At 66.7% G+C, this 14,141-nt stretch carries 12 protein-coding genes, 1 tRNA gene and 1 pseudogene; 3 read left to right on the plus strand and 11 right to left on the minus strand.

All coding sequences use genetic code 11. The features are described 5' to 3' along the window. Positions 1–91 precede the first annotated feature (91 nt). The 5 genes from AC5Y5O_RS16005 to AC5Y5O_RS16025 form a co-directional block, all read right to left on the minus strand. Positions 92–1,831, minus strand: coding sequence for an ABC transporter ATP-binding protein (locus tag AC5Y5O_RS16005; RefSeq protein WP_096289526.1), 1,740 nt, complete (start codon positions 1,829–1,831; stop codon positions 92–94). Further along, on the minus strand, positions 1,828–4,437 hold the full coding sequence (locus tag AC5Y5O_RS16010) for an ABC transporter ATP-binding protein/permease (RefSeq protein ID WP_096289527.1): 2,610 nt from the start codon (positions 4,435–4,437) through the stop codon (positions 1,828–1,830). The genes AC5Y5O_RS16005 and AC5Y5O_RS16010 overlap by 4 nt, the downstream gene beginning before the upstream one ends. Positions 4,438–4,556: 119 nt before the next feature. Next, the gene (locus AC5Y5O_RS16015) at positions 4,557–5,777 is read right to left on the minus strand and encodes a fatty acid desaturase family protein (RefSeq protein ID WP_096289528.1); all 1,221 of its coding nucleotides are present in this window, start codon (positions 5,775–5,777) and stop codon (positions 4,557–4,559) included. A gap of 12 nt (positions 5,778–5,789) precedes the next feature. Beyond that, positions 5,790–6,917 (minus strand): ferredoxin reductase, encoded by a 1,128-nt coding sequence (locus AC5Y5O_RS16020; RefSeq protein WP_096289529.1) that lies wholly within the window; start codon positions 6,915–6,917, stop codon positions 5,790–5,792. A 188-nt stretch (positions 6,918–7,105) separates the two neighbouring features. Beyond that, positions 7,106–7,187: transfer RNA gene (locus AC5Y5O_RS16025), tRNA-Leu, on the minus strand. 130 nt (positions 7,188–7,317) lie between these two features. Here AC5Y5O_RS16025 and AC5Y5O_RS16030 point away from each other — a divergent pair. Continuing rightward, positions 7,318–7,950 (plus strand): GNAT family N-acetyltransferase, encoded by a 633-nt coding sequence (locus AC5Y5O_RS16030; protein ID WP_096289530.1) that lies wholly within the window; start codon positions 7,318–7,320, stop codon positions 7,948–7,950. Here AC5Y5O_RS16030 and mbtN read toward each other — a convergent pair. From mbtN to AC5Y5O_RS16045, 3 genes and pseudogenes are all read right to left on the minus strand, one after another. Beyond that, on the minus strand, positions 7,917–9,065 hold the full coding sequence (gene mbtN, locus AC5Y5O_RS16035; RefSeq protein ID WP_096291289.1) for a mycobactin biosynthesis acyl-ACP dehydrogenase MbtN: 1,149 nt from the start codon (positions 9,063–9,065) through the stop codon (positions 7,917–7,919). The genes AC5Y5O_RS16030 and mbtN overlap by 34 nt on opposite strands. Before the next feature lie 22 nt (positions 9,066–9,087). Next, complete coding sequence (gene mbtM / locus AC5Y5O_RS16040) at positions 9,088–10,662, minus strand: long-chain-fatty acid--ACP ligase MbtM (RefSeq protein ID WP_096289531.1); 1,575 nt, start codon at positions 10,660–10,662, stop codon at positions 9,088–9,090. After that, a pseudogene (locus AC5Y5O_RS16045) lies at positions 10,662–10,916 on the minus strand (acyl carrier protein); the annotation flags it as partial. The pseudogene AC5Y5O_RS16045 and the gene mbtM, both read right to left, overlap by 1 nt. 130 nt (positions 10,917–11,046) lie before the next feature. On the opposite strand from AC5Y5O_RS16045, the gene AC5Y5O_RS16050 reads away from it, so the two are divergent. Both AC5Y5O_RS16050 and AC5Y5O_RS16055 read left to right on the plus strand, forming a co-directional pair. Next, positions 11,047–11,442 carry a hypothetical protein gene (locus tag AC5Y5O_RS16050; RefSeq protein ID WP_096289533.1) on the plus strand — a complete coding sequence of 132 codons (396 nt, stop codon included), beginning with the start codon at positions 11,047–11,049 and terminating at the stop codon, positions 11,440–11,442. Continuing rightward, positions 11,439–11,813, plus strand: coding sequence for a DUF3817 domain-containing protein (locus AC5Y5O_RS16055; RefSeq protein WP_423790914.1), 375 nt, complete (start codon positions 11,439–11,441; stop codon positions 11,811–11,813). The genes AC5Y5O_RS16050 and AC5Y5O_RS16055 overlap by 4 nt, the downstream gene beginning before the upstream one ends. Before the next feature lie 84 nt (positions 11,814–11,897). Here AC5Y5O_RS16055 and AC5Y5O_RS16060 read toward each other — a convergent pair whose 3' ends face one another. From AC5Y5O_RS16060 to AC5Y5O_RS16070, 3 genes are read right to left on the minus strand one after another with little or no spacing between them, the layout of a single operon-like run. Then, positions 11,898–12,497 carry a non-canonical purine NTP pyrophosphatase gene (locus AC5Y5O_RS16060; RefSeq protein ID WP_096289535.1) on the minus strand — a complete coding sequence of 200 codons (600 nt, stop codon included), beginning with the start codon at positions 12,495–12,497 and terminating at the stop codon, positions 11,898–11,900. Continuing rightward, a complete protein-coding gene (gene rph, locus AC5Y5O_RS16065) occupies positions 12,494–13,273 on the minus strand; it encodes a ribonuclease PH (RefSeq protein WP_096289536.1) in 780 nt (259 codons plus the stop codon). Before rph ends, AC5Y5O_RS16060 begins: the two co-directional genes overlap by 4 nt. Before the next feature lie 56 nt (positions 13,274–13,329). Further along, a complete protein-coding gene (locus AC5Y5O_RS16070) occupies positions 13,330–14,115 on the minus strand; it encodes a cyclic nucleotide-degrading phosphodiesterase (RefSeq protein ID WP_096289537.1) in 786 nt (261 codons plus the stop codon). Between the last annotated feature and the right edge of the window lie 26 nt (positions 14,116–14,141).

A 14,141-nucleotide genomic window follows, 5' to 3' on the forward strand; every position in this document is an offset into this window, starting at 1 on the left:
CGCAACCACGCCTCCGGGATTCAACCAGCTGACCGACCGATCAACTGTAAGGCATACCGCAAGTGCCACCCGCCGTGACCTGATCGGCGACTTACTCAGCGACTATGTGCCAGTCGGCAGCCTCATGCTGCTGCCGCCAGAATTCGCTGAATCGGCCACCGGCAGCCAGCAATTCGTCGATCGACCCGTCCTCGGCGACACGCCCGTCGTCCACGAACAGCACGCGGTCGGCGTGGCGGATGCTCGCCAGCCGATGGGCCACGATCACGCGGGTGCGCGCTTGCGGGTCGGCGGTGAGCGCGTCGACCACCGCGACCTCGTTCTCGGTGTCCAGGGCGCTGGTCGCCTCGTCGACCAGTAGCACGGGAGCGGGCTTCAGCAGCGCCCGCGCGATGCTGACCCGTTGCCGCTCGCCACCGGAGAGCGCCGAGCCGCCCTCGCCGACGACGGTGTCGGCGCCGTCTGGCAACCGGTCGATCAGCTCGTCGACCCGGGCCAGCGCGACGGCCCGGCCGAACTGCTCCCCGCCCGCGGTCGGATTGCCGGCCAGGACGTTGTCGCGGATCGTCCCGTGGAACAGGTACGGGTGCTGGAACACGACACTGCTGAGGCCGCGGCGCGCGTCGGCGTTCAGCGTGGCGGCGTCGGCGCCGTCGATGACGACGCGGCCGCGGGTGGGTTGGTGCAACCCGGCGATCAGCGCCAGGATGGTGCTCTTTCCGGAGCCCGACGGCCCGACGATTGCCGTCGTGGTTCCGGGGTCCAGTGCGAAGCTGACCCCGTCCAGCACCGGCGCGCGGGCGCCGTCGTAACCGAAGGCGACGTCGTCGAATTCGATGCGGGGGGCGGACATGGTGTCCGGCAGGTCGGCGGCGCCCGACGCCACGGCCGGTGCGGTGAGCACACTGCGGATGCGGTCCAGGGTGGCGCGGGTGCTCTCCAGCGCGGGTGCCAGCTCGCTGACGGTGGTGAACGGCTCCAGGTAGCGGGCGATCACGACGATCAAGGCAACCGCCTGCGCCGCGGTGAGCGTGCCGTCCATGGTCAGCGCCGTGGTGGCGCCGGCCAGCGCGATCAGGGCCAGCTGGCTGGCGACGCTGAACAGCAGCTGGCCGGGGATTTGCATGCCGAGCAGGCGCATCGTCGCGCGGTGTTGCTCGCCCAGCGCGGAACCCACCTGGCTGCGGGCCGGCTCGACCCGCCGCGCGGCACGCAGCGCCTGCTGGGTCCGCGCGAACTCGATGATCCGTTCGGTGAGTGCGGTATTGGCGTCCCCGGCCGCCACGTCGGCGCGCCGGGCCAACCGAAGCGAGGCCCACAGCGCGCCGAGCAGCAGCGGCACACCGGCCAGCGCCGCCACACCGAGCTGCCACGAGATTCCCAACAGCGCCAGGCCGATGACCGCGGGCAGCAGAATCGACGTCGTCAGCGGCGTCAGCAGGTTGACCACCAAGCCGACCAGTTCCGGACCGGTTGCCGCGATCGCCTGGCGGGCCGTCGCGGTGTTGTCGGAGTTGAACCAGTCCAACCGCACCCTGGGCAGCCGATCGGCCACGTCATGCTGCGAATGGTCGAGCACCGCGAAACCCAAGTCGAAGCTGGTGCGAGCGGTCATGGTGTCGACGACCCATCCGGTCACGGTGACGACGGTCAGCCAGCCCAGCCACGCCAGCGCACGCTGCGGTGCGTCACTGAACAGTGCGCCCACCAGCGGGACAAGCAGGACCGCGCCGACAGCACGCACGACGACGGAGATGAGCGCGAGGATCCCGTAGGCGGTCATCTTCGCGCGGCTGTGCGCCGGAACGAGGCTGATCCAGGTGCGCATCATCGCCCGCCCTCCTGCGCCGCGCCGGTCGCGGCCACCGCAGTGCCCTGACCGGTATCCCACAACCGCCGATACCGCCCGTCGGCGGCGAGCAACTCCTCGTGGGTACCGCGTTCGGCGACCTGCCCGTGATCGAGCACGACGATCTGGTCAGCCCGGGTGACGGTGTGCAGCCGGTGCGCGATCACCAACACGGTCCGATCGCGAGTCAGCCGGTTAAGCGCTTGCTGCACAAGGTATTCCGACTCTGGATCGGCGAACGCGGTGGCCTCGTCGAGGATCAGGACCGGAGTGTCGGCGAGAATCGCGCGGGCGATGGTGAGGCGCTGGCGCTCACCGCCGGAGAGTGCGGCATTCGCGCCCAGCATGGTGTCGTAGCCCTGCGGCAGTCGCAGTATCCGGTCGTGGATCTGCGCCTCGCGGGCGGCGGCCTGGATCTGTTCGCGGGTGGCATCCGGCACGGCCAGCGCGATGTTCTCCGCGACGGTGCCCTGCACAAGCTGGGTTTCCTGCAGCACGAAGCCGACCCGCGGGTAGAGCTCATCGGCGGTCAGTGACCGGATATCTTGTCCCCCAACACGTATCGCGCCGTGTTCGACATCGTGGAACCGCGCCAGCAGCGCCGCCAGCGTCGACTTGCCAGAGCCGGACGGTCCGACGAGCGCGGTCACCGTTCCCGGGCGCAGTTCCAGCGATACGTCCTTAATCACCGGAACCCCGGGGCGATAACTGAAGCCGACGCGGTCGAACACCACGGTGGCCACCGAGTCGCCGACCGTCGAGCCCGGATGCGCGGTCACCCCGAGATCTTGCTCGTCGAGCGCGATTTGCAGGCGCCGGGCGGCGAGCATTCCGGTGCGAATGCCGCCGAGCCCGTAGGCGATGCCGAGCAGCCGGACACCGAAGGTGGTGCCCAGCAACATAAACGGCAGCAGGTTCACCGGATCCATCCGGTGCGTGACGACCAGCAGGGTGCCGATGACCGAGATCAGCCACAGGAAGGTGGACGGGCGGGTAGCCAGGTCCATCGCGGTTTTCTTGCCGGCCAGCGGGCGCTGCCAGGCCACCAAAAATCCGACGTACTCGTCGAGCCGGCGCCGGAAACTCGACGCCGCCGCGCCACCGAAGACGCGGATCACCGGCTGACCCTCGAGGTAGGCACCGGCTTCCGACGTCATTCTTTCGGCCCAGCGCGCCGACTGCGCGATCTTCGGACCGGATTGGATCGACAACGCCGACGCCATCACGAGATAGACCAGCACCGGCCCGAACAAGACCAGCGCCACGCGCCAGTCGACGGTAAACAGATAGACCAGCACCGCCACCGGCGCGACGACCGCATTGACCGCGTCCGGGATCGCGTGCGTGACCAGATAGTGCAGCGACAGTGTGTCGTCGGTGACCAGTTGCTTAATCGCGCCCGATCCACGGGCGGTGAACCAGCCCAGCGGCAGCCGCGACATCTTGCCCAACAACCGCGAACGCAGCGCGCTGGCGAACCGGGCATCGATCACGTGCAGCCAGAGGGTGAGGGCGGCGCCGAGCACGGTGCCCAGCCCCAGCAGCAGGACGGCCGCGATGCCCACATCCCACAATCGCGAGGCGTCGGCGCCGGTCACCAGGAGCCGGGCGAGCTCGACCAGCAGCACGAACGGCGCGAGCTGCAGGAGCGTGATCACGGCCTGAAGCACACCGGAGAGGATCAGCGCCGAACGCAGCGGCGCGAGCAAACGGCCTGCGGCCTGAGCGCGCCAGTTGCCGGGGTTCGCCTCGCCAACGGCGGCCGTCGGTGTATCGGGCTGTGCAGCAACGCTTTCCAGCGTCGCCTCGTCGGCGGGCGCCGAGAGAGCCTGCGACTCACCGCCGCGGCTGGTGCCCATTTCGCGCCCGGCGCTCCAGTACGCCTGCGCGTGAACCTCAGATTTGGGAAAGCCGAAGGCCTCCTTCAGTCGCTTGCGCACGTTCTTCAGCGTGGTGGCCTCGGGTGTCGCCCAGGCATACCAATTCGACCAGTCGCGGGACTCGATGGCGTCAGCCAGCGATTTGTCGTCCCGGCGAGGTACCCAATGCACCCGCAGCCGGGGATGGTCCGTGATCGGGATCGCCGTGTCGTGGTCGTCATGCTGCTCGAGGTACATCTCGATCGGCACGTCGTCGGGAATCGTGCCGATGATGCCGTTCATCCCGGGGATCGACGCCGAGTCGCCGATCAGCAGGTAACCGGCCGGCTGCTCCTCGGGCGGGTCGAACCGCGACGAACCCATCAGCGACATCACCGCGATCGTGGTGCCGGGGGCGACGGTGCGGGCCCACGTCGATGCCGGGCCGGCGGGTTCGTGCAATACGACGTCGACCGCGAAGCGGCCGGTCGGGGCATCGGCTTCGGAGATCGTGTAGCCGCGCTGGAACTCGGTGTCCGATCCGGCCGGGTCGGGGAACCAGAACCGCAGCCACGCGGCGGGCTCGGCCTCGACGTCTTCGAACAGGGTTGCCGACTCCATCCGGACCCGCACGAAATGCGGTGCGATGTGCACGGTTTCGAGCACGGTTGCGAGGTGATCGCGCGCGCCGAATCCGCGCAGTATCGCGCCCTGAAACCCGCGGGCCATCAGCGGTCCTCTCCACCCTGGTCGTGGCTCAGCTCAAACTAAGGGTTGCCTTACCATAGCTGAAGCCACCAGGGCGGTCGAGGCGCGGTCCTAGAAGCAGCCGCGCGTCAGGCGGCTACTCAGTGCGCCTGTAGCTCGCGCAGCGCGGTGCGCAGGCCCCGCCGTTTGCCGGTCGCCGGGTCGACGAAGCTGTCCCTAAGTCCCTCACGCACGCGGAACTTCAACTCGGAGTGAGTCTCCGGGGCATCGTCGGCTGTTGCGGTGAGCAGTTTGTCCGGCAGGGCGAGCTTGAGGATCGTCCAGAACGACTGCCAGTACTGCCGTCCGAGCGAACCGGTGGTGTACGGCAAGTCGTACTTCTCGCACAACTCGCGCACCCGGACCGAGATTTCCGCGTAGCGGTTGCTGGGCAGATCGGGGAAGAGGTGGTGCTCGATCTGGTAGCACAGATTACCGCTGATGAAAGCCAACAGCGGCCCGGCGTGGAAGTTCGCCGAGCCCAGCATCTGGCGCAGGTACCACTCCGCCTGCGTCTCGTTCTCGAACTCTTCTACGGTGAATTTCTCGGCGCCGTCGGGGAAGTGACCGCAGAAGATCACCATGTAGGACCAGTAGTTGCGAATCAGGTTGGCGACCGCGTTGGCCCGCAGCGTGTGCTTCCAGTTGCGTCCGGCCAGCGCCGGAAAAACGATGTAGTCCTTGCCGACCTGCTTGCCGACCTTCTTGGCGATGATGCGCAGATCTTTGCGGACTTCGGCCCACGATTTCTCGTGTCGGCGGACATGGGAAAGCTCCAGCCCGTGCGCCGCCACACCCCATTCGAACAGGGTGCCCAGCAGCAGGTTGTAGATCGGGTTGCCGATCATCCAACGCGCCCAGGGCTCGTCGCGGGTGACCCGCATGATGCCGTAACCGACATCGTCGTCCATCCCGACGATGTTCGTGTACTTGTGGTGGATGAAGTTGTGCGACTTCTTCCAATGCACGCTCGGTGAGGTGGTGTCCCATTCCCATTCGGTCGAATGGATTTCCGGATCATTCATCCAGTCCCACTGACCGTGCGTGATGTTGTGGCCGAGTTCCATATTCTCGATGATCTTGCCGGTACCCAGCATCGCCGTCCCGGCAACCCATGCGTACCGATTATTACTGGCCATCAACACGATTCGAGCGCCAACGACAAGCATTCGTTGCAGGTGCACTGCTCGCCGGATATACCGGGCATCGCGCTCGCCGCGCGATTCCTCGATGTCGGCGCGGATCGCGTCGAGTTCGCGCCCCAGCGCTTCGACGTCCTCGTCGCTGAGATGTGCGTATTGCTTGACATCGGTAATAGCCATCGGATTTCCTCCTCAGATCTTGAGCGTGCAGTCGCCGGACGCCGTCGATATGCACGTCTGGATACGGTCACCCGCGCCGTGTTCGGTTCCGGACCGGAAGTCGCGCACGTGCCCCGCCTCGAGCGGGAGCACACACGTTTGGCAGATGCCCATCCGGCAGCCGAACGGCATCTGGATGCCGACTTTCTCTCCTGCCTCTAAAAGGGATGTGGCGCCATCAATTTCGATTGTCTTATCGGATATCGCGAAGTTGACGGTGCCGCCCTCACCGCCCTTGTCGGTGGCCGCGATGGTGAAGCGCTCCATATGCAGCTGGTCGCCGCGACCCGCGTCCTTCCACGCGCGTTCGACGGTGTCGAGGAGGGCGGGAGGCCCGCAGGCCCAGGCAGGGCGTTCCTTCCAGTCACCCACGATCCCGGTCAGGTCGCCGAAATCGAGGTGGCCCTCAGTTTCGGTGAGGTGCAAGTGAAGTCGATACCCGGGCTCGCTGCTTTCCAGCTCGCGCAGCTCGTCGTGGAAAATCACGTCGTCGACCGTCGGTGCCGAGTGAACGTGCACGACGTCGGAACTGTGTCCCCTGGACTTCAGGGTGCGCAACATCGCCATTACCGGCGTGATCCCGCTGCCGGCCGTGACGAACAGGATCTTCGCCGGCGGCGGGTCGGGCAGTGCGAACTCTCCTTTCGGAGTCGCCAGCCGCACGATGGTGCCCGGTTCCACGCCGTTGACCAGGTGTGTGGACAGGAAGCCCTCGGGCGTCGCCTTGACGGTGATCGTGATGTTCTTGTTGTCGCGCTGCGGAATTGAGGTCAGCGAGTACGAGCGCCAATGCCACCGACCGTCGATCCGTAATCCGATGCCGACGTACTGGCCCGGCCGGTATTTCCCGGAGAAGCCCCACCCGGGTTTGATGGTGACGGTCGCCGAATCCGCGGTCTCTGGGTGCACGTCGACGATGAGGCCGCGCAGTTCGCGCGCCGACCACAAGGGATTGAGCATTTTGAGGTAGTCGTCCGGCAGCAATGGAGTGGTCGCACGGGCGGCGAGTCCTCGTGGCACGTTGACCCAGGACTTGGCGGCGGTGACGCCCTTGGCGGGCGACTTGCTCCATCGAGTGAGGCTGTGCAGCGTAGAACCCATACGTCGTCCCAACGTCTTTGTCGGCTCACCGTGGATCGGCTGAGGCACGGTTCTTGTCCGACTACCCGGGCCGGAAATTCACTAAACACTTGTTCGCTGAATGACGCGGAGGCGATCCGCTGGTCACGAAATCGAGATCAGTTGAGCTCGGCACATCCGTGCACGGCAGGGCGACACGAACGCCAGAGTGCGCAAGGGGGGACTCGAACCCCCACGTCCTAAGACACTGGAACCTAAATCCAGCGCGTCTACCAATTCCGCCACTCGCGCCTGGGCGTAGCGATATTACCGCTGCGGCGCCCGTAAAGCCGTCACGTTGCTGCGGCCTGGCCCAGCAGCTCCCGTACAATTGGCATGCCTAACCTAACCTGAAACCGGGCTCGGGTAAGGTCAGCAAACGATGAACGGAGCCGCAAGCACCCAAACCGACGATACGTCGACCCAGGTACTGAAGCGCGAGCGCAAGGACCTCCCCGAAGAGGTACAGCGCGTTGGCCGGCCTCCGGTCCCCGCGCTGGAACCGCCATACGACATGCGCGCCGCGGTCGGCGACGACGCAGAGATGGTGTCGGAGTGGATGAATCGCCCGCATCTCGCCGAGACCTGGGAGTACGCGTGGCCGGCGCCGCGGTGGCGTCAGCACCTCGATGCGCAGCTCGCGGGGACCTATTCGCTGCCGCTGATCGCCACCCTGCGCGGCGAAGAGTGCGCCTACCTCGAGATCTATTGGGCAGCAAAGGACATGATCTCGCGTCATTACGACGCTCAGCCCTACGACATCGGGCTCCATGCGGCCATCGCGGATCTGAGGCTGGTCAACCGCGGCTTCGGCCCACGACTGCTACCGCGAATCGTGGCCAGCGTGTTCGACCAGGAACCACGCTGCGAGCGGATCATGTTCGACCCGGATCACCGCAACACCACCGTGCGCCGGCTGTGCGATTTCGTCGGATGCCGTTCGCTGGGCGAGCACGACGCGCCGAACCGGCGGATGGCGCTCTACGCGTTGGAGCGCGCGACCCAATCCTCGTAACCGGCGTGATCGGCTTTCATGCCGGCCGCGACCAATTCCCAGAGGACTTCGTCGGTGCCGCCGCCGACCCGGGCCAGCTTCATGTCCCGCCACACCCGGCCCAGCGGTGTTTCGTCGACGAGATAGCCGGACCCGCCGAAGATGTGCATGCACTCGCCGATGACTTCTTCGCCGAGGCGTGCCGCGGTGACCTTGATCCCCGCGGCCGCCCGCAGATCCAGCCGTCCCGCAGCGGCAATGCCGTGCAGCGCGAAACGCAACTGGTCGACCCGCGCCTGCAGGTCCGCCATCCGTAGCCGCAGCGCCTGATGCTCCAACAAGGTGTTGCCGAATTGGCGCCGATTCATCATGCGGGCCAGGGTAATTCCGATCACGCGTTGGCACGACGCCGCGATCTGGCCGGCGATCGACATGCGCTCGTGCGCCAACCCCCAACTTATGGCCGCCAGCCCGGTGCCGGCCCGCGCGACCATCGCGTCGGCCGGGACCAAGGTATCGATGTGGACCGCCGCCGTGTCCAGCGGCCCGGCACCCACCTTGTTGTACGGCTGCTGCACGTCGACATGTGTGGTCGGCACCGCCACCACGACGACGTTGCCGTGCCGGCTGGACGAGTCGTGGTCGACGCTGCGCGCCACGACCATGATGTGGTCGGCGATCGGAGACAGCGAGACGAACTTCTTGATACCGCGGACTGCGAAACCGCCGTCGTGCGAACGGACCTCGGTCTCAACGATCTGCAGATCCGACCCACCCGATTCTTCCGAGGCGCCGATGCAGAGCACGGCCTCGCCGCGAATCGCCTTCTCGCAGATGTCTTTCAGGTAGTCGGTTTTGCCGAACCGGCGCAACATGGCGATGGCCGAATCGTGCAGGCTGACGCCCACTCCGATACCGGCCGAGGCCAGGTGGCCCAGCGCCAGGGCAAGCTCGACGAGCTTGCTGACGTCGGGGTGAGCCTGGTCGGTCCACTTAGCGGCGAAAACTCCGCTTGCTCCCAGATGCTCGATCAGCTTGCGCGGAAAGCGTTGCTGCGCTTCGGCTTCGGAGGTCCACTCGGTGACACGGTCGTCGAACGCCTCGCAGAGCAGCGCACGGTAGTCGGCATCGAACACCGTCTGGCCTGTCGCGGTCACGTCAGTCCACCAGCTTGAGGGTGCGCCGCACTTCCAGCCGACGCAGCTTGCCCGACGAGGTGCGCGGCAGGGAACCAGGAGACATGAAAACCACGTCGGCCGGCACGATTCCGCATACCGACGCGATGCGCTGGATCACTTCGGTGCGGGCCTGGGTCTGGTCGTCGCCTTTGAACTCGGCGGCGACGACCAGGCCGGGACGAGCGGACCGCTCGCCGGTGCCCAGGGCGACCACGCAGCCTTCTCGCACCCCGGTGACTTGAGCGGCGATCAGCTCGATCTCCGTCGGGAAAATATTGCGTCCCGCGATCGAGATGATTTCTTTGGCCCGGCCACACACGACCAGACCGCCATCGTCGAAAAAGCCCAAATCGCCGGTGGGAAACCAGTCTTCGCGATCGATGGCCGGGTGCCCCAGGTAACCATCCATCATCGACGTGCCGCGAATTTCGATCTCACCGATCTCATGGTCGGCCGTGCCGGCATACCGATCGCTGGATACCACCCGGATTTCCATGCCCGAAAGCGCCTCGCCCAGAACGGCGTATTTACGCGAACCGCTCTCGTCCGAGACGGTGGCGAAGGTCAATCCGGTACCGGGCGTGGGCAGGGCGACCGCGCAGGTGGACTCGGCGAGGCCGTACGACGGTGCCGGCACACCAGCGTCAAACCCGAACGGCGCCATGGCTTCTGTGAATCGCGCAAACCCGTCGCAGTCCACCGGTTCGCCACCGTTGATGGCAACCCGCATGGCGCCGAGATCGACGTCGGACACCAGCGACGCGTACTTGCCGAGGATGTTGTAGGCGAGGTTGGGTGCGGCGGTGATCGTCGCACGGCTTTCCGAGAGCCACTTCAGCCAGTTGAACGGCGATGCGGAGAACGCCGTTGGCGAAGACAGCCACAGTGGCATCCCGGCCAGCGTCGAGGCGAGCACGCAGGTAAGCCCCATGTCGTGAAAAAGCGGCAGCCATGAGCAAACAACGTCACGGGACGCGTCAAGGGTGAATCGTTGATCGAGACCGCGCATGTTGCTGAGTACGGCGCCCGGCGACAGCATCGCGGTTTTGGGTGATCCGGTCGATCCCGCCGTTCCCTGCAGAATGGCGGGGCCGACTGGGTCGGCGTGGGGGATGCCCGAAGCCGAGCGGCGGGTGCCTGCCGCGGTGGCGAGGTCTTCGGTGACGATGCTCGGGTGCGCGGCCGCTCGCAGGCCTTCCAAGTGCGAGCCGTGGCTCAGTACCGCGCCTACCCCGATGCCGGCAAACCGGGTCAGCGTCGACTCCGCCCAGTGCTGAGAGTCAGCGCCTCGTACCGGCCCCGGCAGGATCGAGATGGCCGCGCCGGTTAGCCACGCACCCTGGATCGCGGCGATGAACTCGACGGTCGGCTCACCGACGAGACCGACCGCGGCGGGCCGGTCATGGTCAAGCAGCCAGGCCGCAACCCCTTCGGCTAACCCGTGCACTTCCGGCCACGGGAGCCGCTTCCAGTCCGACGACTCCTTGTCGAAGACGGCCAATTCGGAGGTCGCGGTCCGCATCGACCGGGTGATCGCCGCCGCAAGTTCGCTCATTACGGTTTTTTGGCCGCGATCGCCGCGTCCAGATCGCCGACGGTATCGCAGGTCAGCAGCTCTTCCTCGGACAGCGCGACGCCGAGCCGCTCTTCGATGGCAACCATGCCCACAGCAAAGGCCACGGAATCCAGGCCGACGTCATCGACCAGCCTGGCATCGGGGGTGACCCGGGCCATGTCGACGTTGAGGTCGTCACGCAGAATGCTTTGCAGCGCAGTGGTCACCGCAGCGGAAGAGGAGGCCATGGCGAGCGACGTTACACGTCTGAGTAAGGCAAGGCTAGCCTTCTATTGGCCGGTGAGAGTTTTGCCACATCAGCCGTCCAGCGAACCCACCGCGCTGCTGTCACGCGGCCTCAATAGCGCGCGGTACCGTCGAGGGGTGTCCAGTGAGGCCCGTCGTCAGCGCCATCACCGGCCCGCGCTGATCGTTTTGGCGATCGTCGCGGCCGGTGGCTGCCTGGCCTTGGGCTGGTGGCAGTGGACACGCTTCGAGTCCCCGTCCGGCACGTTCCAAAACCTCGGCTACGCATTGCAATGGCCGTTGTTCGCGTGGTTCTGCGTCTACGCGTACCGCAACTTCGTCCGCTACGAAGAGGCTCCGCCGCAGCCGCGCAATCACGGGGCGGTCACCGAGATCCCGGCCGGGCTGCTACCCGAGCGGCCCGCTCCCGCGCAGCCACCATCCGACGACGACCCCGCCCTGCGGGAGTACAACGCTTATCTGGCCCAGCTCGCTGCCCACGATGCCGAAAAGCAGAACAGGACCACCGCGTGACCACACCCGAGACACCCCCTGAAACTAGCTCTGAAACTAGCTCCGAAACCAGCCCAGCCGTCTCCGCCGACCGCATCCGCCCGGCTCTGCTCGGCTATCGGATCATGACGTGGACCACGGGTCTGTGGCTGATCGCTCTGTGCTACGAAATCGTCTCGCATCTGGTGTTCCACCACGAGATCCGGTGGATCGGAATCGTGCACGGCTGGGTCTATTTCGCTTACGTGTTAACGGCTTTCAATCTGGCGATCAAGGTCCGCTGGCCGATCGGTAAGACCATCGGCGTGCTGCTGGCCGGCACGATCCCGCTGCTGGGCATCATCGTCGAGCACTTCCAGACCAAGGACATCAAGGCCCGCTTCGGGCTGTAGATCTCGCCGCCGGGTGTGACGCTGGCTTCACACTCGAGGCCGAACGTGCGGCTGGCTTCACTACTCGCGGGCCGCCCGACTGACTCAGGCCAGCGCGCGCAACGCGGGCAACAGCAGCGCCAGGGCCCGACCGCGGTGCGAGGCCGCGTCCTTCTCCGCGGGACTCAACTCCGCCGCGGAGCGCTCGGAGCCGCCCGGGATGAAGACCGGGTCGTAGCCGAACCCGCCGTCGCCGCGCGGCGCGTGGGCGATCGTGCCCGGCCATTCGCCGCGGACGACGACTTCGCCGCTGTCCCACACCAGCGCGCAGGCCGACACAAATGCCGCGCAGCGCCGTTCGTCGGGCACATCACGCAGCTGGGCAAGCAGCAGCGCGGTGTTGCCGGCGTCGTCGCCGTGACTGCCCGCCCAGCGGGCCGACAGCACGCCGGGCATACCGCGCAGCGCCGCCACCTCTAGGCCGGAGTCATCGGCAACCGTCGCTAAGCCGGTGGCCGCGAACGCATCCCGCGCCTTCGCCAACGCGTTGTCCTCGAATCTCTCGCCGGTTTCCGGCGCCTCGTCGAACGGCGCGACGTCGTCGAGCGACACCAGCGTCAGCCCCGTCAGCCCTGCGCCATCCAGCACCCGGCGCAGTTCGGCCAGCTTCTTGGGGTTGCGGCTGGCGACGAGCAGGCGGGTCAGCTGCCGAACGCCTTCGACTGCCCGGGCCCTTCGGGGAGCACACCCGGATATGGCAACTCGAGCGACTCACGCTGGGCGGCGAAGAGCGTGTCGCAAGCGCCGAGCGCCATATCGAGCAGCTTGTCCAACGTCGAGCGCGGGAACGTCGCGCCCTCGCCGGTGCCCTGGATCTCCACCAGGGTTCCGGTGTCGGTGGCGACGACGTTCATGTCGACCTCGGCGCGCGAGTCCTCCTCGTAGGGCAGGTCGACGCGGATCCTGCCGTCGACCACGCCTACGCTGACCGCCGCGATCGCGCACGACAACGGCCGCGGATCCGACAGCTTGCCCGCCGCCGACAGATAGGTCACCGCGTCGGCCAACGCCACATAGGCACCCGTGATCGCCGCCGTGCGGGTACCGCCGTCGGCCTGCAGCACATCGCAGTCGACGGCGATGGTGTTCTCCCCCAGCGCCGCCAGGTCGATACACGCGCGCAGCGATCGACCGATCAGCCGACTGATTTCCTGGGTGCGCCCGGACAGCCGGCCCTTCACCGATTCCCGGTCGGAGCGAGTGTGGGTGGCCGACGGCAGCATGGCGTACTCCGCGGTCAGCCAGCCCAGGCCAGTCCCCTTGCGCCAGCGCGGTACTCCCTCGGTGACACTCGCGGTGCACAGGACCTTGGTTCCACCAAATCCGATCAGGACCGAACCCGCGGGATTCTCGGTGAACCCCCGCGTGATGACTAGCGGACGAAGCTCGTCGTCATTGCGACCGTCTTCTCGTTTCGACACCCAATAACCCTAGCCACCCCAGCCCGCCGGTGCGTCACGCAGGCAGGTCGGCTGAATCAGACTCGTTCGGAGTGCCGAACGTCGAATGTCTCGTTGCACACCACGGCGTGCACCGGACCGTCGAACTCGACCTTGGCCTCGCTGATCACGTCCTCCCGCGAGGTCCACGGCGGTATGTGGGTCAGCAGCAGCTCGCGGACGCCGGCCTGTGCCGCGACCCGGCCGGCTTCGGTGCCCGACAAGTGCAGTGCGGGCGGACGATCCGGCGCGTGCGTCCAGGACGCCTCGCACAGAAACACGTCGGCGTCACGAGCCAGCTCGACGAGCTGATCGCAGACTCCGGTGTCCCCGCTGTAGACGAACGACGCCCCGCTGGGATCGGTGATCCGCAAACCGTAGGACTCGGTGGGATGCGCGACAATGCGTGGTGTCACGGTGAGGGCGCCGACTTCGACCGGCTCGCCGTCGACCCAGTGACGGACGTCGAATATGTCCGAGCAGTCGTCGATTTCACCGCCGTAGGGCGACGACGCGGCGCCCAACCGCGACCAGGTGTCGCTGGGGCCGTACAACATCGCCTTGCCGAGCGGACGCGACGACGGGTGATAGCGGCGCCACACGAATAGCCCCGGCATATCCAGACAATGGTCGGCATGCAGATGGGACAACAGCACGTGCACGGAACCCGGGTCGGCATAACGCTGTAACGCGCCCAGCACACCCCCGCCGAAGTCCAGGACCAGCGGCGGAGTGTCCGGAGCCCGAAGCAAATATCCCGACGCCGGCGAGTCCGGACCGACCACGCTGCCCGAGCAGCCGAGCACGGTTATTCGCACAGGCACTACTGTGCCATGCCCGGAAGCACCAT

The organism is Mycobacterium sp. NGS40, from assembly GCF_059812735.1.

Coding starts and splice junctions, on each gene's coding strand:
- AC5Y5O_RS16005 (WP_096289526.1), bottom strand. CDS start 1,831: ATGATGCGCACCTGGATCAGCCTCGTTCCGGCGCACAGCCGCGCGAAG.
- AC5Y5O_RS16010 (WP_096289527.1), bottom strand. CDS start 4,437: ATGGCCCGCGGGTTTCAGGGCGCGATACTGCGCGGATTCGGCGCGCGC.
- AC5Y5O_RS16015 (WP_096289528.1), bottom strand. CDS start 5,777: ATGGCTATTACCGATGTCAAGCAATACGCACATCTCAGCGACGAGGAC.
- AC5Y5O_RS16020 (WP_096289529.1), bottom strand. CDS start 6,917: ATGGGTTCTACGCTGCACAGCCTCACTCGATGGAGCAAGTCGCCCGCC.
- AC5Y5O_RS16030 (WP_096289530.1), top strand. CDS start 7,318: ATGAACGGAGCCGCAAGCACCCAAACCGACGATACGTCGACCCAGGTA.
- mbtM (WP_096289531.1), bottom strand. CDS start 10,662: ATGAGCGAACTTGCGGCGGCGATCACCCGGTCGATGCGGACCGCGACC.